We start from the raw sequence: 22,461 nt of genomic DNA, 5'->3' as shown, positions 1-22,461 counted from the left end.
TACTAAATAGAAGTATTCTTAATCACTTTTATATTCTCCCCCTACTCCTTACCTTATTGTTCTTCAGCAGTGTAAGTATAAAATTGATCGAAAGCTCCTACCGTTTCAAATTTGTACGAAGGCATCCAAGAATTTATTTTTAAATCTGTACGGTAAACACTAAAAATAAGAAAATCTTGCCTTTCTGTAGTCTTGGCAATAATTTCTTGGATTTGCGGGCTAGCCGAGTCAACCAACTTATCACAATTAAAACGGATTAAATTTTCAATAATATTCGTAGTTTTTTTACATACATCGGTTTTTAAGTATTTTGTCAAGCGTTGAACTGCATATTTTTCATATTCAACCTGACTGGGATTGGTTTTCGCCATTGTCACACCCAAGGCGGCGAGTCCTACTGCCGCTCCAGTATACGCGATGATGGTCAATGGTTTCATATTTGCCAAGTAAAATTCATTGTAATTGTTAGATTCCAGAGACTCTAAATCAACTAAGTCCGTTCCTTGAAGAAAAACTCTTGATCGCTTGCCAAATTGTTGCTATAATTCAAATTGTTGAATGGCGAGCGTAGCCAAGTGGTTAAGGCAGTGGTTTGTGGTACCACCATTCGTGGGTTCGATTCCCATCGTTCGCCCTATATAATTTCATATTAATACCTATATTCTTGGAGAAGGTGGGTTAGATGGTGTAAATCGTCGTAACCATAACTTTAACAAGGATAAGGATATGCGTTCTGTAGCTTTATAGACTTACAAACTAGCGATCGCAATCCTAAAGTCGTGACCAAGTTCATCCTTAATAGTCTGGGTATTATAAAACGGACATTAACATCTAAGAAGCAGCACCGCAAGATACAAGGTTCTGCCATGAACCATGAGGTGTGCTGGGTGCATTCGCTGTAAGTTCCAACTCCCCTTTTGTATTCATCACCCACCCTGTAGCTTCTACAATCGGTTTTGGGGTAGCAGTAGTAGGTTTGATGGTAACAGGTGGACTCTTGCGGTTTCTGGTGCTGGGATTGAGCGTTACCCAATCTACCAGAACTGTATTAGGAGAAAGAAAGTTATAGGGATTGCGGGGTAAACCGCCACGTCCACTGATGATAAATGAACTAGCTTGTTGCTTGCTTCTAGGGTTACAGCTAGTGTCAAGTAACTGGGAAGTATCAACCAGATTTGTGGGTAGCAGCTGTACTAATCTTGGGCTAATACCAAGTATATTAATAGTTTTTATACCGCTTGCAGAGGGATTTTGCTCCGAAAACGCCGTGACATCATTTGTAGGCAGCATAGATGAGGAGATATATATATTATATGGTTTGCCATCGTTGACGAATGCCTCAAATATTACTGCCGGGAATCGGGATATTACATCTTTTCGATTAGGTACATTTAAACCAAAAATGCCAGTGGCGGTGATGGTTATCTTTCCACCGTTCCCGTAGAATACATTGGCATCAATATCGCTATTATTACTGGCAACGAAAAAGCCATGTGATGCATCAATTCTGATACTGCCACCCTTATCATTATAGTTATAAATATTTATGGCGCTGAAATTACGCATCAGTATTAAATCTTTTACCTGCAATACAATATCATCACCATCAAGCCATCCTTGATCCAAATTAATATGGTTCGCTTTTACTGTAAGTAAGCCTCTTTCTCTTGCATCTCTTCTTCTCGCCGAGATTACAGACCCGTTATTTAAAGAAACAGAGCGTGCTTGGATATGAACATCTTCAGCAGAAATATTATTTGCCTTTGGTATATATATGTTGTCTTTTATACTAATATCAGAGTAATTATCTCTTGTAATAGAAACAGAGTCACTAGCTTGCACCAACAAATTTCTACCTGCCTGTACGCTGCTATCTTTTAAAAAAACAGAGCCAGTAGCCTGTATCGATATATTTCCATCAGCGAAAATCAAGCTATATTTATCAATTAAAAATGTTTTAGCCTTAATATTGATGTCATTAGCAAAGCCTATTTTACTTCTGTTAGCGCAGCTTATTCTGATTATATGAATTCTGAATTATGCTGTATGTGCCCATCCGCAAAATATACACAAATAAATGATATAGTAAAGATTAAATTAAGCAATTGAGGGCGTGATAATTTGTGCCCCAAATGTTATGATGCAGTTATTTACTAACCTCTATCAAAAGAAATAAAAATTGTATTCCTTTAGTGAGATCCAAAAATACTGAGTCATAGATACTTTAAGTAAAGTAGAACATGATTTAAGTGCCTGCTGAAAAGTTGATACTTGTAAGGTACACAGATAAATATACTTTATCTGTGTTGTTTCGTGTTTATATATGTCTAACAAAAGGTAGAGGCTTATTAGTCTCGCCTAGAAAGTTAGCAATGCAAACATCGTCATTTAATGGAGTTGCTATGTCTGAATTGCTTCAAGCAGTCTTAGATAGTGAAGAAAAAAGTGATTTACGTTCCTTTATTAGTGAATTACGCCAACAAGAAAAGAAGTACCTGCTACGGAACGACATACTCAATGTATATAGTGAGTATTGCTCCAAGTCTCAGAAACCTGAAGGCTTTTACACTTCCTCGGAGTTAGGCAAACTCATTTATTATACTCAGGAAATTATTCAAGAAGACTCAAACTTCTGTTTCATCATCCGTTCTAAGATTGCCAGCCAAGAAGTTTATTGGTTGACATCAGACTTAAGCATTGAGCCGATGACGGTGCAGGATTTGTTGGATCTGCGCGATCGCTTGGTTAACAAATATCATCCCAACGAGGGCGACCTGCTAGAATTGGACTTCGGCCCGTTTTATGACTACACTCCAGTCATCCGCGACCCCAAAAATATTGGTAAGGGAGTACAATTTCTCAACCGCTATCTATCCAGCCAAATCTTTCAAGACCCCAAAGAATTACTGGACAGCTTATTGAATTTCTTGCGCCTGCACCACTACAACGGTGTGCAACTGCTAATTAACGATCGCATTCAATCACAGCAGCAACTTTCCGAGCAAGTTAAGAAAGCGATCGGTTTTGTTAATAATCGCCCCGCAGATGAACCCTACGAACAATTGCGCTTCCAATTGCAGTCAATGGGTTTTGAGCCGGGTTGGGGTAACACCGCAGCACGAGTGCAGGAAACCCTAAATATTCTCGATGAATTGATTGATTCTGCCGATCCTCAAACCCTAGAAGCATTCATTTCTCGCATCCCGATGATTTTTAGAATCGTCTTGGTGTCAGCCCACGGTTGGTTTGGGCAAGAGGGAGTTTTAGGGCGTCCCGATACCGGCGGCCAGGTAGTTTACGTCCTTGACCAGGCAAAGAGCCTAGAGAAGCAGCTACAAGAAGATGTCCTGCTTGCGGGTTTAGAGAAATTGAATGTCGAGCCAAAGGTAATTATTCTCACCCGTTTGATTCCCAATAGTGATGGCACTCTTTGTAATCAACGGCTAGAAAAAGTCCACGGTACCGAAAATGCCTGGATTTTGCGAGTGCCTTTACGGGAATTTAACCCTAACATGACTCAAAACTGGATTTCTCGGTTTGAGTTTTGGCCTTATCTAGAAACTTTCGCCATTGATTCCGAAAGAGAACTACGGGCAGAATTTCACGGCACACCTGACTTAATAGTTGGAAACTATACTGATGGGAATTTAATAGCATTCTTGCTGGCGCGACGGCTGAAAGTTACCCAATGCAATGTTGCCCATGCTTTGGAAAAATCTAAATACTTGTTCAGTAACCTCTACTGGCAAGAATTAGAGGATAAATATCATTTTTCCTTGCAATTCACCGCTGATTTGATTGCGATGAATGCTGCCAATTTTGTGATTAGCAGCACCTACCAAGAAATTGTCGGGACACCAGATAGTGTGGGACAGTACGAATCTTATAAGTGCTTCACTATGCCGGAGTTGTACCATGTAACCAATGGCATTGAATTATTTAGTCCCAAATTTAATGTCGTACCGCCGGGAGTAAACGAAAATAATTACTTCCCATACACCCGAAATAAAGACCGCGTGGAGAGCGATCGCCAACGCCTTGCAGAAACCCTCTTTACTCTGGAAGATCCCACACAAATCTTTGGCAAACTCGACGATCCTAACAAGCGCCCTCTGTTCTCAATGGCGCGTCTTGACCACATCAAAAACCTCACAGGTTTAGCTGAATGTTATGGTCAAAGTAAAGAATTACAAGAGCATTACAACTTAATTTTAGTAGCGGGTAAATTACGCGTCGAAGAATCAGATGATAACGAAGAACGCAACGAAATTATTAAACTCTACCAAATAATTGACCAGTACAATCTCCACGGGAAAATTCGTTGGTTGGGTGTACGTCTCTCCAAAACCGATTCCGGTGAAATTTACCGAGTCATTGCCGATCGCCAGGGAATTTTTGTACAACCAGCTTTATTTGAAGCTTTTGGTTTGACAATTTTAGAGTCGATGGTTTCAGGATTACCGACTTTTGCCACACAGTTTGGCGGGCCATTAGAGATTATTCAAGACAAGGTGAATGGATTTTTGATTAACCCAACGAATTTAGAGGAGACAGCCACCAAAATTGTGGATTTCATCACTAAATGCGAACAAAATCCTAACTATTGGAGTGAAATTTCCCAGCGAGGAATTGACCGAGTTTATAGCACCTATACTTGGAAAATTCACACTAGCAAGCTGCTATCATTAGCGCGAATTTATGGCTTCTGGAACTTTACTTCCAAGGAAAATCGAGAAGATTTATTGCGCTATATTGAGGCTTTGTTCTATTTAATTTACAAACCAAGAGCGCAACAGCTATTAGAACAGCATCAGTACCGATAATAAGTTAGAAGGGATAAGCTGTTCCATATTTAACTCAATACGCTTGGGTTAAGAATTTTTGATATGTAGTAGACGTTGCAATGCAACGCATCTACAAAGGATTTCGGGCTGAACCCAAGCGTATGTAAGGGCATCTAAAATTACTCGGGACAAAAAGCTTTATTTATGTATTAACGCAACAATAAGGATTTACCTTTTTATTAATGTTCCAGATCCGAAACCTATGTCTACGACCGGCTACACCTACATATAAAACATTATCAACAAGCAAGATTTAATGCGAATTTACCACAAATTATTGATAAAATGTGCTGACCCTGGCTAAATCAGCTAAATCACAATTAACATTAAGGTCTATTTGTGAAACGAGCAGCCCAAAAGCTTAAAAATCAGGAAACCATTCTATGAGGGATCTGACCAGTGACAGCCAAGTATCAAGGATTGTTTTGAAGGGGTTTAAGTCTATTGCTGAATGTGACCTTAAGCTTTTGAAACTAAACGTACTTATTGGATGTAATGGTGCGGGTAAATCTAACTTCATAGGCTTCTTTCGCATGGTTCAGCAGATGATTGAGATGAATCTGCAAGTTTTGGTAAGCCGCCAGGGTGGTCCTGATGCGATCTTGCATTTTGGCCGTAAAACAACTGAGCAATTAGAGATTGAGCTTTATTTTGGAAAGAATGGGTATCTTGCTACGCTTGAACCAACTCAAGACAACCGTCTGATGTTTTCCAAAGAGTCTTTTTGGTGGGACATGAGGGGTGAGTATGAAATCGGTAGTGGTCATTTTGAGACTAATGCTTTACGGGGTAGCGGAACAAGAATTGACAAGTACATATTACCCACCATGCGGCAGTGGCGGGTTTATCATTTCCATGATACAAGCGACAGCGCTTATGTGAAGCAACCACACAGGATTAATGATAATGCTTACTTGCGTTCTGACGCACGCAATCTTGCAGCTTTCCTATATTTGTTAAGTGAAAATTATTCGCAATCTTATCGGCGAATTGTCAAAACAATTCGACTTGTTGCTCCTTTCTTTGGTGATTTATATCTACGTCCTTCTCCACAAAACAATGAGGTGATCGAGTTAGAATGGGTCGAGCAAGGTCAGGATGTTCCGTTTAAAGCTCATCTTCTTTCGGATGGAACACTTCGTTTTATATGTCTAGTTACTGTCTTTTTGCAACCTACTTCCTTTCAACCCGAAACCATTTTGGTTGATGAACCTGAGCTAGGTCTTCACCCGTATGCAATTACTGTTCTTGCATCGTTAATTCGCTCTGCTGCAAAAGAAAAACAAGTTATTGTTTCAACTCAGTCGGTTGAACTGCTCAATGAATTTAGGGCGGAAGATGTAATTGTTGTAGATCGCGATCGTGGTAAATCATCACTCCGAAGATTGAATGAGGATGATTTACACGAATGGCTTGAAGACTACAGCTTAGGAGAACTGTGGAAGAAGAACATCCTTGGCGGGAGACCTTCACGATGATCCGAATACACGTTTTTGTAGAAGGACAGACGGAAGAAACTTTTGTAAAAGAAGTACTCTGCGAACATCTTCAGCGAAAAGACATATATCTTAACCCCATTCTTGTGCGAACTAGCTCAACAACTAAGGGCGGAGTAGTGAGTTATGCAAAGATCAAGCCGCAATTAAATCGTAAATGCCTTGAGGATGGTTCGGCGTTCGTCACTACGATGTTTGATTTATATCGATTGCCAAATGATTTTCCAGGAAGCAGTTCTCTGCCTAGTACGAATGACCCATTTCAGAAAGCTGAATATCTTGAGCAGCAAATGAGCGCAGACATTAAACACAAAAATTTTTTCGCCAATTTACTGATTCATGAGTTTGAGGGACTCCTGTACAGCAATCCACAAGCTTTTCTGGCATGGTTTGACCAAAGTATAGTAGATAGCCTACAGGCAGAGCGTAACTTATTTATTTCACCTGAACATATTAATGAAGGCCCAACAACAGCCCCATCCAAACGAATCATCAGATGCTGCCTTGGATATGAAAAGCCATTACATGGCTCCTTGATTGCAATGGATATTGGGTTGGATACAATACGTCAGCAGTGCCAGCATTTCAATCAATGGTTAACCCGTCTTGAAAATATCAACGACAGTAACGCTTGAAGAGAATATATTGCCCTCAAAAGACAGTAAAAATGTTACTTGTGTACTCCATATTTTAGAAAGTTTCCAGCATTATTACTAATTTACAAAAGTCATTTTTTCTTAGATTTTCACAAATAAATCAGGAATTATGAATAATACGAAGTTTCATAACTCCTAACTCCTCACTAAATTGTCAACGCACTCCAAGTTCGTTGACCAACGACTCCATCCACACCTAAATTTTGCTGGTTTTGAAAGGCTTTGACAGCAGTCTCTGTTACTGCGCCAAAAATCCCATCCACTCTCACAGGATAACCGTTAGACACTAATAGCTGTTGTAATGCTCTAACAGCAATACCAGAACTACCGAAATAAAGAGTCGGTAGAGGTTGGCTACTAAACTTCTGAAATCGTCCTGTAGCCTTTGTACGGACTTTACCTTCAGACTGAAAAGATTTCTTAGGCTTACCTAAGTTAGAAGAAACTAGTCCCAGATTCTTTTTACTAATTTTCTGAAGTATGTGTTCTTTTTCTAGTTTTAACGCTGAGAGAGAAACCTGGGAAATCTCATCTGTCTGCATAAATTCAGGTGGCGTAACTTTAGCAGCTATCTCTAACTGACTCTGTTTTGACTGGTTTACGTCATTTTCCATCTGAAATAATTGCTGCTGTGGCAAATTGGTCCCAGATGCTTGTCTTATTGTTAACACGCCCGTCATCATCAGGCCAATTTCATTCATTTTCTTTTATTTTACTTCAACCAATATTTCTTTTAACCAACATTTGCTGTCCGGGATAGTACATACTGACCAAATCCAAAAGTCATGTACTAATTTTTTCAAGTAATATTTTCATGCTCATATTTGCTCACCCCCGATTCCATTTAATCAGATTAATATCATTAATCAAGCCATCAAGTTATCAGACATCCTATCTAAATCAATGGTTTAGACAATAACATACTATACGATCGCCAGGGAATGCCATCAAACAAATTTATCTAGTTATATTTAGCTCGTCCTTGGTATGCTGATGTTGCTTTTATCATGTTTATACTGCGAGTAACAATACTACTGGATTCATTGAGGTAGTTTTTAACTATTGATTAAAAGCTCTTAATTTCAAATACTTTTTATCAATCACAACTTATGTCAATACGCTTGGGTTAAGGATTATTGGTCTTTGAATACGCGATAAATATAAGGGTTTTGTTGCTCATTCTGAACTGTATTGCAACTTATGTCGCTCTTTCAATCTATTCTCGGAAAGCGCACACTTTCACCTCAAAAGAATGAAACCGCACAACCTTGTTGCACGGTATGGAATTTGAGTTAAAGTTTAGATAGTACATGAAAAAATTACACAGGGGCACTGAACATAATGTTTGTGCAATTCTCTTGTCTAATCTGTGTTAATTTTTATATCATTTTGAAACTTTGAGCAAGAATACACCTTACTCAAAAAGTGTGTAGGCGTAGGCCGCCCTTAGATATCGCTTAGTACTCTCAGTTGTGGATATTGAAAAACTTTTTACCTTTTATCATCGCGCCACAAAGCAATACCGCCTAATAAACCAGTGATATTGGGGATAAGTTTGACATTTAACGGTAGCTGTAAATTCACTTTCACAGCTTCACCACCGCCAATGTAAAGGTAGTCATAATTAAACAGATGTTGCAAAGATGCGATCGCTTTTTCTAAACGCCTATTCCATCTTTTCTCGCCAATTTTTTCTAACTCTGCACGCCCCAACTGCTGCTCAAAAGTCTCTCCTTTGCGAAACGGATGATGCCCCATTTCCATATTCGGTACTAACTTACCATCTACAAATAAAGCCGAACCAAACCCCGTACCCAGAGTAATCACCAATTCGACACCTTTACCTGCGATCGCCCCAAATCCCTGCATATCTGCATCATTAATCACCCGTACAGGCTTGTTTAAGTGTTTTAATAATGCTGTTTCCAAATCAAATCCGATCCAATCTGGATGTAAGTTTACCGCTGTTTCCGTGACTCCAGACCGCACCACACCGGGAAAACCGACCGAAACGCGATGAAATTCACCTTGAGCGGCGGCTAACACTACAATTGCATTAATTACAACCTCCGGTGTCGCAGGTTGAGGTGTATCTAAACGCGCCCTTTCCGTTACAGGATGCCCCGTAATATCCAAAACCATAGCCTTAACGCCACTACCGCCAATATCAACTGATAGGGTACGAATCGATCCATTTTCTTCAACCATTGAGTTACATTCCTTGTTAATGCTTGTTATTTCGTTATTATGCTCTGCTGCATTTGATAATATCTGGATGTTTGGAGAGTCTTTAGATTGGTGGAGAGTGAGGAAGGGAATAGGGTAAAGGGGACAGGTTACAGGGTAAAGATTATTCCCTGTAACCTCTCACCTGTCACCTGTCACCTGTCACCTCTCCCCTAATCCCAATGCCCAAAGTTAAAAATCCCATACATTCAATGCCGGACAGCATCTAGATTTGTTAATCTAAGAATAATAGAGATAGTACTGGCGTAGCTGCTTAAAATCTGTCGGGCAGCAAATTTCTATTAAAAGTAATATAAGAGAAAGAATTATGACGGCGTTTGAACCTCAAAGCATCCGCTCGTATAGCCAAGAAGATGTCCAACAAATTCTGCACTTAGCGATCGCTCGTCAAGCAGATGATAAAGACACAGAATTTTCTTATGAGCATATATTAGAAATTGCTGCTGAGTTAGAAATTTCACCTGAGTCTTTAAAATTAGCAGAACGCGATTGGATATTACAACAGGGTCAAGTTCAACAGCGAAAAGCTTTTGACGCCTACCGCATCAGAAGATTTCAGAAACGCCTAAGCAAATATGCCATTTTAAATGGTTTTTTGATACTGCTTGATTTAATCACTGGTGGCGGAATTTCTTGGTCTCTGTACATTTTACTATTCTGCGGATTGCCTGTAGCGCTTGATGTCTGGAATACCTTTCAAATCAAAGGTGAAGAGTATGAAATGGCATTCCAAAAATGGAGTCGTAACCATCAGATTAAGAAAACCATCAGCACAGTTTTGAATAAGTGGTTTAAAGTATTACAGGCTTAATCAAAACTTTCCCTAACGCTAACCCATCTCTACTTAATTCCCCTCAGAAGGCTACGGTGTACGCACAAGTCTGAAATAGCTGATTAACCAAGATTTTACCCCACCCTAACCCTCCCCGTATGTATTGGGGAGGGAACAAGATTTCTTATTTCCCCCTTTATAAGGGGGGATTAAGGGGGGTAATTCGACTTGTGTGTACGCCGCAGCCTAGAAACGGGGGTAATATTTTGCGATCAACTAGAGACTGAATTAGCCGTCTCGGAAACCTTCTCGGCTGGTGGAAAGCCACCCATGCGAATCTCAGAAGTGAAGGAAGTGATACTAAATCCACCAAAACTTTTGAGGACGTTTACCCGCATTCGCAAATTGGGGCTAGCAAACCACAGACGTTCCTCTGAAAAGATGGTTTCATCCTCTGTAGTTAGGATTAAAGCACCATCACTGTCAAATTTATAGCGTCCGGGAACTGGAGTTTTATTGGCATCAACTATTTCTCGCAGTAACTTGCCTTGGGCCGGATTATCCGCATCAGGTACCGAAACTAACACAGTTGAACCAGTGTGTTTTGCTTGATCCTTGTCCATTGTGCCGTTCCAGGTAATTTTGGTAGCACAGGAAGCAGCACTAGGATTAATGTTGTAACTTTGACACAGCTTGATAACTTCTGGACGATCTAATGCCAACGCCTCAATGATGATATCTGACTTGCTATGTTCCGATTGGTTAAAAGCCAAATGTTGACTAGTACGATGAGAAAACCATTTACCAGTACTTAACTGAAAAAACTCTTCAATATTCATGAATCAAATTACCCTGCATCAAAATGCTAAAATTCCCACTTAATTATTATTAAAAGGTAACAGGAGGCTTTAATATTAAGCTTGATTGCCTATTTCCTCAAGCTTCTTGAGGCCAATTCTGGCTGCCTCAGCAACGTTGAAATGATTGTCTTTTTCCAAGTATTTTAAAGCTGAGACACTCTTGGGAGTGGGAAGATTTCCCAAGGCTTCTGCCAAACGCTGCCTGACTAACCAATCATCTGATTCGGCAAAGCGTAGGATCTTATCTACAGACTCGATATCTTGAATTTCTCCCAGTGCAGAGATTGCAGCTTGTTGTAACACTACTTCTTTGCTATCCAATGCCTGAAGAAGAATTTGACGGGCGCGGGGGTCTTTAATATTACCTAGAGAAACAGCTGCACTAAAACGTACCAGCCAATCAGTATCTTCATAAAATGCCCGTGAAAGCACCTCAAAGGCTCTGGCATCACCCAAATATCCTAAAGCACCAGCGGCATCAGCGCGTATACCATAATCGGGGTCATTTTCGAGAATTTTTACCAAAATAGAATAACATTCTGGCGTTGGCTTGATTCCCAGAGCAAATATTGCCATCGATCGCAGTTGCAAAGATTCGTCGTCTAGTACCTTTTTAATCAAAGGGACTGCATCCTCAGCCGCAACGTGACGCAGATTAGCAAGGGCTACCATGCGATCGCGTAAATTCGGACTTTCTAGCTGAGTAAAAATTTCTTGTAAGCTTAGAGCTGCCATTTAGTTCAAAGCGTTTTCTTTACTTATCTTAATTTACCCGATCTGTTCATCACGCTGTCGCCCTACTGAAGTAGGAGTTTGGCGACTTTACAAAATGGCTCAATTATGAGTGAAGAATAAATAAATATTACTTACGTGAGATTATATATTTAATTTAGCAGTAATTAAGGGATAATCTTCAAAGCTCCAGTGGCTTGTTTTTTGTTGAATATAGATGTAGGGCGATCGCACCTTGTCGCCAAAAATCGCACTTTTCCCTCAAACATAGCTTTGTGTCCGCCCTCTTACGCTAAAGTTGCATAAGAACGTGCATCTAAAGCCAGGAGGAAAGAGTTGTGAAAGCAGTCTTGATGACAGCAGCTGGCAGTCCCGAAGTTCTGCAAGTACAGGATGTGCCAAACCCCGCTGTTCCTGTCGGGAATACTGAACTTTTAGTGCGTTTGGTGGCGGCTGGCATTAACCCCATTGACACTAAACTTCGGAGTCGAGGCAGTTTCTACCCCGATCGCACGCCGACAATTTTAGGATGTGATGGTGCAGGGATCGTGGAAGCAGTGGGTGCTAGCGTTCAGCGTTTTCGCGTAAATGATGAGGTATATTTTTGCTATGGTGGTTTGGGCGCACACCAAGGGAATTACGCTGAATATACTGTTGTGGATGAGCGGTTTGTGGCACGTAAACCCGCCTCTATCTCCTTTGCCGAAGCAGCAGCAGCGCCTTTAGTATTAATCACCGCCTGGGAAGCTTTATATGAACGGGGACGATTAGAACCTGGAGAACGGGTTTTGATTCATGCAGGTGCTGGTGGTGTTGGCCATGTAGCAATTCAATTGGCAAAACTCAAAGGTGCTACTGTTTCTACCACCGTGGGTTCTGAGGAAAAAGCTAATTTCGTCAAAGAACTTGGTGCCGATAGTGTAATTTTTTACAAACAAACAGACTTTGTGCAAGCGGTATTAGATTGGACTGGTGGCGAAGGCGTAGACTTGGCTTTTGATACCGTAGGCGGCGAAACCTTTCACAAAACCTTCCCCGCAGTGCGAGTCTATGGCGATATTGTTACCATTCTCGAACCAGATGCCAATACTGTTTGGAAAACTGCTAGAACTCGCAACCTCCGCATCGGTTTAGAATTAATGCTGACACCAGCCTTGCTAGGATTACAAGATAGTCTCCACCATCATGCAGAAATTCTCGAACAATGTGCCACCTGGATCGATGAAGGCAAATTAAAAATCCATGTCAGTCACAAATTTCCCTTAAAAGAAGCAGCTAAAGCCCACCAATTAATTGAAAGCGGGTCTGTGGCAGGTAAAATTGTTCTGCTAATTAATGACGAATGATCGAACAATTTGCATAATTTATCTTTTAAACGCATAGGCGCTTCTCTACGAGACGCTACGCGAACGCCTTCCCGCAGGGTAGGCACGCAGAGGTTAAACGCAAAGGTACACAAAGGAGTTTCTCTGCGTACCTCCGCGCTTCCCTTAGCGTTCCTTTGCGTTTTACTTCTTCTCCTCCTCCCCCTACCAGCTTCGGCAGCACAAACACAACCAGAACGCACACCCTTAACCCTAGAATTATTACAAGAACGACTACGCACACCCATACTCCGCGAAGGAAATTTAACCGTAGATTTGCAAAAAATGGCGATCGATTTACGCCCAGAAAACGCCAGCTTCCGTGATGCTTTTTACCAATTATTGCGAAAAGAACTAGGTACAAAACCTCTAGGTTTAGACCTCAGCTATGCTTTGATTCTGGGAGATTTTGTCGGTAGCGATTTAGGTTTAAGAACACCACTGTATGCAAAAGCGATCGCACCCATTTTTACCGCTACCGAACAAGAAAAACTAGAACGTTTGCGCTTCGTTTGTCTAGAGTCACTCGCAATAGCTTTACCCAACTCCAAAGATTGTCGATCGCTTCTGGGAACAGAGTCAACCCCAGCCAGTGAAATCGCCGTCTTTCGTGGTGTCTTAACACTGGTGCAAACTCGCTTCAACGGCGAAGTCAAGTTCTCCAATACATTTTTTCTTCAGTCTGTTGATGCCCAAGGTGCAACTTTTCTCCAACCCACTAACTGGACTGAAACTAGATTTGCTCGTCCTGTTATTTTCACCAGTGCTAGCTTCCAGCAACCAAGCAATTTTCAGGGCAGTATATTTTTTGAAAAAGCTAACTTTAAAAAAATCAAATTTCGGGAACTGGCTGATTTTCAAGGTAGTATTTTTGAGACAACTGCCAACTTTAACCAAGCAACTTTTAAGCAGTTGGCTAAATTCAGTAGTGTCCAATGGCAAGGAAATGCTGATTTTTCTGAAGTAGATTTTGCCAATCAAGCCCAGTTTACTAAAGCCGATTTTAATCAGTTCCTCCTTTTAACAGAAGCGACTTTTGAGCAAGGTGTAAGCTTCCGAGAAGCGGAGTTTAACCAATTGGTAAATCTGCAAGGTGCAAATATTCTTAACCAAGCAGATTTTAGTGATGCCAGGTTTGCTAAAGAGGCTTGTTTAAGCGTACCTGGTTTAACTTTTAACTCTAACCAAGCGAAAATTTTAGGTAATCCCGGTGAGATTGGTAAGATGTTCTGCATCCCAACATTACAAGGTAATCAAAACATCTTGCGGAATTTGGGGCAAAATTTCCGTCAGCAACAGCAAGTAGCCGATGCTAATGAACTGGAATACACAAAACAACGGCTGCGATTAATCGAGTTTGGGCATCGTTTGACGGCTACAAATATTAATAGTGCAACTGTTGCAAGTTTGATGAATCTGGGTTTTTCTGCAACTCAAGCCCAAGCGATCGCCCAGCGTCGTCTGGTAAAATCTTTTCGCAACAGTAGTGAGTTACTCACCATAGCAGACATCGATTTAGAAAAATATACCAAACTAAGCGATCGCTTAATTGTTGGCGAAACCCTTTCTATAGTTGGGTGGTTGCTGCAAGCTTGGAGTTGGCTGGCGTTGAGTGTACTGCTGTTGTTGAGTGGCTATGGAACAAATTTTTGGTTAGTTTTTGGTGTGGGAGGAGTTGCGATCGCATATTTCGGCTTACTATTTTGGCTAGTGGATCGTTATCGTCGGCTGCATCCCATACCAATTATTCCTACATCTTATGAAACCATTTCGATATTAGTCAGTTTTAGTGTTTTAGAATTCTTCAGCTTACTAGCGATTTTTCGCAATGCTGCACAACCTTGGCTGACATTGGGGTGTCTTTTGATAATTATTGTCCCCGTCCCAATGGCTTTATTAATCCGACTTTACCAACAAGGTCGTTATCATGACTTAATGGACGTTTCTTACTTTACAGAAGACGGCACATTTCGCCAGTTACGATTATTGATTGGGCGTTTGCCAGTGATACCAAGGAATCAGACATTTCGGGAACGATATATGCCCTTGTTGGGCGATCGCCGTTGGAACTGGCTCAACTACTATGATTTTAGCCTCAACAATCTAGTTAAATTAGGATTTAACGACATTCGCCTGCGAGACGAACATTTACCAGGTATCATCTCTGCACTTGCTTGGTATCAATGGAGTTTGGGTTTAATTTACATTACGCTGGTTTTGTGGACACTTTCGCGTACAATTCCGGGATTGAATTTGCTGATTTATCTGAAGTAATCCCTGCACCTGACTTTTTTCGCTGCACTTCGTAGTGGTGCTAATATGATGCAAGATAACTAGGTCGGCGTAAATAATTATCGTTGGGATAAAGCAGGAAGTAGGGGCAGAGGGCAGGCAGAAAAAGCATTTCAACCTTGTTTGCTTTTATTCACACAGATTGCTTTTATTGTGCCAAACTACCTATTTTAGGTGGAAGTAACTGTGCTGTTTATTGTTATCAGTCTGGCGCTACAACGTTGGTTAAAACTGATAGAACCCAGGATAAATACAGATAAATGAAATATCTAAAAATTTGGTAAATTTATCAAAAGATTATTCATTGCAATATAATATTTAACCCGAATTTAATTTTATTATCAAAATATTTTAGTTAAGTTTTTTAAATCATTGTCTACAAATATCTAAAAATTTGATAAACACATCAAAATATTTTTCATTGTCCTTCAAAATCAAATTATATACATTGTAGGTGTGAGTAGCAGTGATTAAAAATAGATTATCTTTGCTAAGTGAAGATAACCAAATAATTTAATAGCTACTAACTAGTTCTGCTTACAAAAAGACAACAATAAAGTTATAAAGCACACTTGATTTTTGTCTATTTTGTATTGGCGATCTAGCAAAATTTTCATCAAAACAATAAGAGGATTAATCCTAATGGCAGAAGATTTGAGTAATAGCAGTAGCAGTAACTCCTCTACTAGTGGGAACAATTCGATTAGCCAATCACCCTTCGGTCGCTTGGAAGTAGTTGTCGGTAAGGAAGGCGTCAAAAATCTATTCAGTGGTGTTGGTAATGGAGAAAGTGGCAGTAACCCATTTGGTGGCGGTGCTGCTGCTGGCGGTGGCGGCAGTAAGCCTGATTTAGCCTATGGTGGTAATCCTTTCGCTGGCGACAACTTCTGGAATATCTTTGCAGGCGGTGTCAACCCATCCAAAGGCGGTGGTAGCCCATCCACAGGCGGCGGTATCCCATCCACAGGCGGCGGTATCCCATCCACAGGTGGCGGTATTCCATCCACAGGTGGCGGTATTCCATCCACAGGCGGTGGTATCCCATCCACAGGCGGTGGTATCCCATCCACAGGTGGCGGTATTCCATCCACAGGCGGCGGTATCCCATCCACAGGTGGTGGTATTCCATCCACAGGCGGCGGTATCCCAACCACAGGCGGCGGTATCCCATCCACAGGTAGCGGTATTCCATCCACAGGCGGCGGAAACCAAGGTAGTGGCTACGATCCTTTGACTGGTAGTAGCAGCCAGACCTATGGTATTAGCACAACTGAAATACCGGACGGGTTCACTTTGAGGGCTACTATTGACAAGCTAGTTAACTCAAAGCTTGACAAGGAAGTGGGTGGTGGACAAACCTCGCCATTTCCTACAGGTGGACAAACCTCGCCATTTCCTACAGGTGGACAAACCTCGCCATCTCCTACAGGTGGACAAACCTCGCCATTTCCTACTGATGGACAAACCTCGCCATTTCCTACAGGTGGACAAACCTCGCCATTTCCTACAGGTGGACAAACCTCGCCATTTCCTACAGGTGGACAAAACCCCTTCGCTTAATACAATATTTGCGAAAACCAACAGATAAATAGAAAGGAACAATGATGAGTTCTTCAGTACATAGTATGCTAGTACAGCTTGGCGCAAATAAACATATTATTCGATAAACCGGAAAAGCGTGTATTATCGCTGATGTGCCTTTTGCCTTATTGTACTAGTTTGCTATTTTACGCCCGAAACTCTTCTCAGGTAAAGGTTTAGGCAATATCTTCTCTTAGTTTGACGGTAAGATTATTAAAGCCTTTATTTTAGAGAGATTTTGAGTTTCGCAAAATCATAATTGATATAAGAAGTACTGAAGACTCCATAACTTTTTAACTAAAAATAGGAGAATTAGTGCCAATGGAAGCGTCTGCTGTCAATCCCATAAATGGTGGATTTAATCCATTAAGTACAGGTGGCGCTAGCAACCTATATAACAGTAATTCCTTTGCTGCCAATGACAGTTTGTCTGCTGCTAAAGGCAGCCTGTTGACGGGTGGTAGCAATCTGTTATTAGGTAACGGTAACAATCCTATTCCAGGTGGCGGTATTAACCCGTTTGCAGGCGATGGTGGCAGTGGGCTTCAGAAATTAATCTTTGAGCGATTAAAGTTAGTTCTGGGTGATAACTATTTCCAGGGTATTGACAACACATTAGCAGGAGGTAGTAATCCTTTTGCAAACAGCGGTTATCCGATTCCAAGTGGGGCTACTAACCCTTTGGCAGGTAACGGTAATGCGATTCCAGGAGGAAGTAACCCATTTGCAGGCGGTAGTAACCCGTTTGTAGGCGGTGGTAATGCGATCGCAGGTGCTGGAAGTCTGCTTCAACAATCGCCTTTCGATCCGTTGAAAGAAGTCCTTGGTAACAATATACCTTTTAGTAACACTGGCAATACATCTAATTCAGGTAGCCAAACCTTTAATCAGAGCAACGCACCGGTTGGGAAAGGTAACAAGAATTTTGGTAATAATAACGCAACTATTGGTAATTTTAACTCAGATTATGGTAGTGACAGCGCAACCATTGGCAACGGGAACTGGAACTTTAATAATGACAACACAACCATCGGTAATGGCAACTGGCTATTTGGAAAGAGTAACACAACCCTTGGCAATGGCAACTGGGATTGGGACAACGGCAGTAATAATTCAACATTAGGTAATGGAAATTGGCACTTCGGCAGTGACAACGCAACCATTGGAAACGGTAATTGGGATTTTGGTACTGATAACACAATTATTGGTAATGGTAACTGGGTTTTTACCAATGGAAATGAAATTATTGGTAATGGCAATTGGTTAACAAAGACTGATAACACAACGATTGGAAACGTCAACAATATCAGCAGTTTAAATTTATCCCCATTAGGGATAAAAACTGATGTTAATAATCTGATTGACTCTCTTATAGGTAAAATAGGTCAAAATTTTCTTGGGTTCACAGGAGATTTTGATGAATCGAGTAGCCAAACGTTTAACCGCCTCATTTCTTCTAAAAGTGTTGGTAATGACACTAATATATCTAGCGATATTGAGCAACTTTTGGCATCACTCAGTCCAATTCAAGGAAATTTTATCAATTATCAGCCTGTGCAAAACCCTCAGCCTGTCTCAGAACCTGCTTCTTCAGTGTCGTTGGTAGTAATGGGAATCGTGTGTTTACTGTTGTCACTCTTCAAAAAGCAACAACACTGTTAACGTAAATTCAATATTTCTAAGCTGATTGCGATCGCACTTTCTGTTTCTCTACCAGGTTGGCTTACAGCAGTAATTAGCGAAAATTGATGCTGTCCGCGCCAAGCTATGCTCATGGAGACGGTTTGCGATGTCTACGATGGTCACTGAGCGGCTGGTGAGCGGAGTCGAACCATGTCGTTCGCGCAGCGTCTCGTAGAGAAGTGCGGTCACTTCGGCTGCGCTCAGTGACGCGCTATAGAGCAACTCATAAGTTAATTACAACGATTGCTGCAATGATTTAAACGTTTCTTATACATGAAGCAGCAATTGTTGCAAAGCATGAAGCCTTTGCAGCAATTGCTTATACATTTCTTGGAAATACTTAAACCTTTCTTATACATGAAGAAGCAATTGTTGCAAAGTATGAAGCCTTTGCAGCAATTATTTATACATTTCCTGGAAATACTTAAGCCTTTCTTATACATGAAAGAGCAATTGTTGCAAACGCTTCAATTTTGGCAACTAGTTTTCAGGGTTAAGCGAGTTACAAGTGCTGATACCAAAGAAAGGGGAGACAACGCATAGCTTTGGCTGTTTGGGGTGCAATGAGTGTAGGAATCATAACTAATTTCCTTTCCTTGCGCGCTGAGTTTTATGAGTCCTATAGCTGTATTTGCTAAATTTGATGGGCGATCGCTTAAAATTTAAAAGTTGGTGATTGTTATCTGCTCAAAAGAATGCCTCACTCAAGTTTTCAGCGTGCAAATACTCTTAAAGCGGCTTTTTTGGCTTGTAATGTTGAGCCGCTTGAACCAGCAGAAATGGAACGGTATTATGTCGATCTGTCGCTGGTGCGGAAAACTTCGGCTATTGATAATGTCAGTACAATTTTGGATTTTCAAGAAGCAGGTGATTTTACAACAATTTTATTCACCGGACATCGCGGTTGTGGAAAAAGTACAGAGCTAAAAAAAATTCAGAGTCTTTGGGAAAACAATTATCGGGTTATTTATTTGGAAGCGAATGAAGAGACAGATATTAATGATACCCGGTATACAGATTTATATTTAATTGTAATTAAACAAGTTGAATTTGAATTACGAAAATTAGGTTTGACTTTTAATCAAGATTTATTAAAAAGTTTTGAATCATGGTTTAAAGACATTACTCAAGAAAACGAGCAAAGTGTCGAAAAATCAGTCAACGTCGAGGCAGAAGCCACTCTCAGCCCTACTGCGCCATTTATCGCCAAACTAATGGTCAAATTGCTGGCACAAATTAAAGGCTCGGACAAGCAAAAGACAACTATTCGGCAAACTCTAGAAAAAGATTTATCTCGCCTCAAATCTGATACTAATCTGTTATTAAGCGACGCTTACGCAAAATTGCGGCAAAGATTTCCTCAATGTAAAGGTTTATTAATTATCTTCGATAATTTGGATCGGGTTCCTCCTGCCGTAGCAGAACATTTATTCTTTGATTATGCGGCTCAGATGCAAGAATTAAATTGTACAATTATTTATACAGTACCAATTTCAATTCTTTGCTCGCCGAAAAATCCCCTGAATCAATTTGATGGGAATCCTCATATTGTGCCGATGATTAATATCTATGAATTTGAACGGCATAAATGCGATTTAAATTACGATCAGACGGGCTTGGATGCGATGGCAAGTGTAATTAAAAAGCGGGTTGATATTGATGCAATTTTTGAGAGCCGTAATCAATTATTAGAACTAGCAAAGGCAAGTGGTGGCCATGTGCGTCAGTTAATGCAAATGATGCGCTCTGCATGTCAAACAGCGAGTACCAAAAAACACGCAAAAATTATGTCCGAAGATATAGAGTATGCAGTTAAACAGCAACAATTTAGTTTTGAGCGGTTTATTCCTGAAGAACATTATGCTCATTTGGCTCAGGTTTGCTTAACTAAAAATGTCAGTAAAGATGAAATTGGACAATTAATGTTATTTAATACTTCCGTATTGGAATATAACGGTGATAAACGGTGGAATTATCCAAATCCGGTGGTGAAGCGAAATGAGTTCTTCCAAGAAGCTCTCCAATCAGCACAAAAACAGTGAACTTCAAGCCGAAATAGGTAAATTTATTGCCTATAATCAAGATGAATTTGCTGAATTAGTGACATTTGTCGATTTTGCAGAAAAATTTACATTAGGTTTTATTGAAATTAACTTTACACCCGATATAGACTTATTAATTTCTGGATTGCAACAGAACCCTCAATGTCAAGAAATCCAATTTGTGGTTTTAGATTTTCCTGATGGGAATTTACGATTTCTGCGGGATGAATTGGTGGAGCAATTAGCCAAAATTACTAAAGAAACAAATAAAAAACTTGTTTTATTAATTCGGAATTTAGAAAAATCGATTGGTGTGTTTGGAGATTATCCACCAGTTTTACAGGATTTAAACTTCGTTCGCGATTCTTATCGTCAAACCGTACCCCATCCGCTTTTATTTATATTGCCAGATTATGCGATTTCGCGGTTAGCAAAATTTGCACCTGATTTTTGGGCTTGGAAATCAGGTTTATTTCGCTTTAAAACTACAGAATTGACTAGAGATAGGGCAATTGACAATACTCTGAATACAGACATAGATATAGAACGCTTACCAACACCAGAACAACAAGAACGTATCGATTTATTACATGGGCTGTTGATGGAATATCACCCAACTGGAGAAATACCCAGCCCAGAACATCTCCGCAATTGCTGTAATATTTTAAATGAATTGGGCAAAGCATATTTAAGCCAGCACAAACCAATCAAAGCTAGAGAATATTTAGAAAAAGCTGGAAAAATTGCCAAGCAATTTCCTGATTATTCCTTAGAAATCGAAGTTATCAATCAGTTAGGTAAAAGCTATCAGCAGCAACGACAGTTTGAAAGTGCAAACAGCTATCATCAACAAGCTTTAGATATTGCCAAAAAGCAGAAAAATCGTCATGCTGTCGCCAATTCCTTGTTTTATTTAGGTAATGTCTCTCTGGATATGCGACAGTTCCACCAGGCACGGGATTATTATCAACAAGCCCTGGAAATATATATCGAATTTGGCGATCGCTATTCGAGTGCTAGCACTTACCACCAGTTGGGAATGGTTGCCCAAGAGTTGCGGGAATACGACCAGGCACAGAATTATTATCAACAAGCCCTGGAAATATATATCGAATTTGGCGATCGCTATTCGAGTGCTAGCACTTACCACCAGTTGGGAATCGTTGCCCAAGAGTTGCGGGAATACGACCAGGCACGGAATTATTATCAACAAGCCCTGGAAATATATATCGAATTTGGCGATCGCTATTCGAGTGCTAGCACTTACCACCAGTTGGGAATCGTTGCCCAACGGTTGCGGGAATACGACCAGGCACGGAATTATTATCAACAAGCCCTGGAAATATATATCGAATTTGGCGATCGCTATTGGAGTGCTAGGACTTACCACAATTTGGGAAGCGTTGCCCAAGATTCGCGGGAATACGACCAGGCACGGGATTATTATCAACAAGCCCTGGAAATCAAAATCGAATTTGGCGATCGCTATGCGAGTGCCAGCACTTACCACCAGTTGGGAAGGGTTGCCGAAGAGTTGCGGGAATACGACCAGGCATGGGATTATTATCAACAAGCCCTGGAAATATATATCGAATTTGGCGATCGCTATTCGAGTGCTAGCACTTACCACCAGTTGGGAATCGTTGCCCAACGGTTGCGGGAATACGACCAGGCACAGGATTATTATCAACAAGCCCTGGAAATCAAAATCGAATTTGGCGATCGCTATTCGAGTGCTAACACTTACCACAACTTGGGATACCTTGCCCAAGAGTTGCGGGAATACGACCAGGCACGGGATTATTATCAACAAGCCCTGGAAATCAAAATCGAATTTGGCGATCGCTATTCGAGTGCTAACACTTACCACAACTTGGGATACCTTGCCCAAG

The 22,461-nt window shown here is 40.7% G+C and carries 17 protein-coding genes and 1 tRNA gene; 12 read left to right on the top strand and 6 right to left on the bottom strand.

What is annotated here, in order from left to right; genetic code table 11:
* Positions 1 to 53 precede the first annotated feature (53 nt).
* Positions 54 to 437, bottom strand: coding sequence for a DUF4359 domain-containing protein (locus tag V7K84_RS12105; protein ID WP_334838315.1), 384 nt, complete (start codon positions 435 to 437; stop codon positions 54 to 56).
* A 124-nt stretch (positions 438 to 561) separates the two neighbouring features.
* Between V7K84_RS12105 and V7K84_RS12100 the strand changes: the two genes are divergently transcribed.
* A tRNA-His gene (locus tag V7K84_RS12100) sits at positions 562 to 634 on the top strand.
* A 197-nt stretch (positions 635 to 831) separates the two neighbouring features.
* Here the strand turns inward: V7K84_RS12100 and V7K84_RS12095 are convergent.
* Positions 832 to 1,932: an S-layer family protein gene (locus V7K84_RS12095; protein WP_334838313.1), complete on the bottom strand. Its 1,101-nt coding sequence runs from the start codon at positions 1,930 to 1,932 to the stop codon at positions 832 to 834.
* A 470-nt stretch (positions 1,933 to 2,402) separates the two neighbouring features.
* Here V7K84_RS12095 and V7K84_RS12090 point away from each other — a divergent pair, with 470 nt between their 5' ends.
* From V7K84_RS12090 to V7K84_RS12080, 3 genes are all read left to right on the top strand, one after another.
* Entirely contained in the window at positions 2,403 to 4,823 is a 2,421-nt protein-coding gene (locus V7K84_RS12090; RefSeq protein ID WP_334838312.1) for a sucrose synthase, read from the top strand.
* A gap of 404 nt (positions 4,824 to 5,227) precedes the next feature.
* Complete coding sequence (locus V7K84_RS12085; RefSeq protein ID WP_334838311.1) at positions 5,228 to 6,322, top strand: AAA family ATPase; 1,095 nt, start codon at positions 5,228 to 5,230, stop codon at positions 6,320 to 6,322.
* The gene (locus V7K84_RS12080) at positions 6,319 to 6,975 is read left to right on the top strand and encodes a DUF4276 family protein (protein ID WP_334838310.1); all 657 of its coding nucleotides are present in this window, start codon (positions 6,319 to 6,321) and stop codon (positions 6,973 to 6,975) included. Before V7K84_RS12085 ends, V7K84_RS12080 begins: the two co-directional genes overlap by 4 nt.
* Positions 6,976 to 7,142: 167 nt before the next feature.
* Here the strand turns inward: V7K84_RS12080 and V7K84_RS12075 are convergent, their stop codons facing one another.
* Together V7K84_RS12075 and V7K84_RS12070 are read right to left on the bottom strand one after the other, a co-directional pair.
* Positions 7,143 to 7,697 (bottom strand): peptidoglycan-binding domain-containing protein, encoded by a 555-nt coding sequence (locus V7K84_RS12075; protein ID WP_334838309.1) that lies wholly within the window; start codon positions 7,695 to 7,697, stop codon positions 7,143 to 7,145.
* A 790-nt stretch (positions 7,698 to 8,487) separates the two neighbouring features.
* Entirely contained in the window at positions 8,488 to 9,204 is a 717-nt protein-coding gene (locus V7K84_RS12070; protein WP_334838307.1) for an ROK family protein, read from the bottom strand.
* A 346-nt stretch (positions 9,205 to 9,550) separates the two neighbouring features.
* On the opposite strand from V7K84_RS12070, the gene V7K84_RS12065 reads away from it, so the two are divergent.
* Positions 9,551 to 10,054, top strand: coding sequence for a 2TM domain-containing protein (locus V7K84_RS12065; protein ID WP_334838306.1), 504 nt, complete (start codon positions 9,551 to 9,553; stop codon positions 10,052 to 10,054).
* Positions 10,055 to 10,287: 233 nt separating this feature from the next.
* Here the strand turns inward: V7K84_RS12065 and V7K84_RS12060 are convergent, their stop codons facing one another.
* On the bottom strand, positions 10,288 to 10,854 hold the full coding sequence (locus V7K84_RS12060) for a phycobiliprotein lyase (protein ID WP_334838305.1): 567 nt from the start codon (positions 10,852 to 10,854) through the stop codon (positions 10,288 to 10,290).
* Between the two features lie 75 nt (positions 10,855 to 10,929).
* Entirely contained in the window at positions 10,930 to 11,610 is a 681-nt protein-coding gene (locus V7K84_RS12055) for a HEAT repeat domain-containing protein (protein WP_334838303.1), read from the bottom strand.
* Positions 11,611 to 11,945: 335 nt separating this feature from the next.
* On the opposite strand from V7K84_RS12055, the gene V7K84_RS12050 reads away from it, so the two are divergent.
* From V7K84_RS12050 to V7K84_RS12020, 7 genes are all read left to right on the top strand, one after another.
* Positions 11,946 to 12,953 carry a zinc-dependent alcohol dehydrogenase family protein gene (locus V7K84_RS12050; RefSeq protein ID WP_334838301.1) on the top strand — a complete coding sequence of 336 codons (1,008 nt, stop codon included), beginning with the start codon at positions 11,946 to 11,948 and terminating at the stop codon, positions 12,951 to 12,953.
* A 303-nt stretch (positions 12,954 to 13,256) separates the two neighbouring features.
* Positions 13,257 to 15,245: a pentapeptide repeat-containing protein gene (locus tag V7K84_RS12045; protein WP_334838427.1), complete on the top strand. Its 1,989-nt coding sequence runs from the start codon at positions 13,257 to 13,259 to the stop codon at positions 15,243 to 15,245.
* Positions 15,246 to 15,905: 660 nt separating this feature from the next.
* A complete protein-coding gene (locus V7K84_RS12040; RefSeq protein WP_334838300.1) occupies positions 15,906 to 16,823 on the top strand; it encodes a hypothetical protein in 918 nt (305 codons plus the stop codon).
* A gap of 342 nt (positions 16,824 to 17,165) precedes the next feature.
* Positions 17,166 to 18,506, top strand: a complete 1,341-nt coding sequence (locus V7K84_RS12035; RefSeq protein WP_334838298.1) for a hypothetical protein — start codon at positions 17,166 to 17,168, stop codon at positions 18,504 to 18,506.
* 294 nt (positions 18,507 to 18,800) lie between these two features.
* Positions 18,801 to 19,070, top strand: a complete 270-nt coding sequence (locus V7K84_RS12030) for a hypothetical protein (RefSeq protein WP_334838296.1) — start codon at positions 18,801 to 18,803, stop codon at positions 19,068 to 19,070.
* A 152-nt stretch (positions 19,071 to 19,222) separates the two neighbouring features.
* Positions 19,223 to 20,569 carry a P-loop NTPase fold protein gene (locus tag V7K84_RS12025; RefSeq protein ID WP_334838295.1) on the top strand — a complete coding sequence of 449 codons (1,347 nt, stop codon included), beginning with the start codon at positions 19,223 to 19,225 and terminating at the stop codon, positions 20,567 to 20,569.
* Positions 20,526 to 22,461: tetratricopeptide repeat protein (locus V7K84_RS12020; RefSeq protein ID WP_334838293.1), on the top strand; the 1,936-nt coding region annotated here is incomplete at its 3' end. The genes V7K84_RS12025 and V7K84_RS12020, both read left to right, overlap by 44 nt.

The sequence above is a fragment of the Nostoc sp. genome, from assembly GCF_036917315.1.
Classification (GTDB): Bacteria; Cyanobacteriota; Cyanobacteriia; order Cyanobacteriales; family Nostocaceae; genus Nostoc.
Note: the sequence above shows the minus strand (reverse complement) of the source record. Positions and strands in the feature narration are given on the sequence as shown.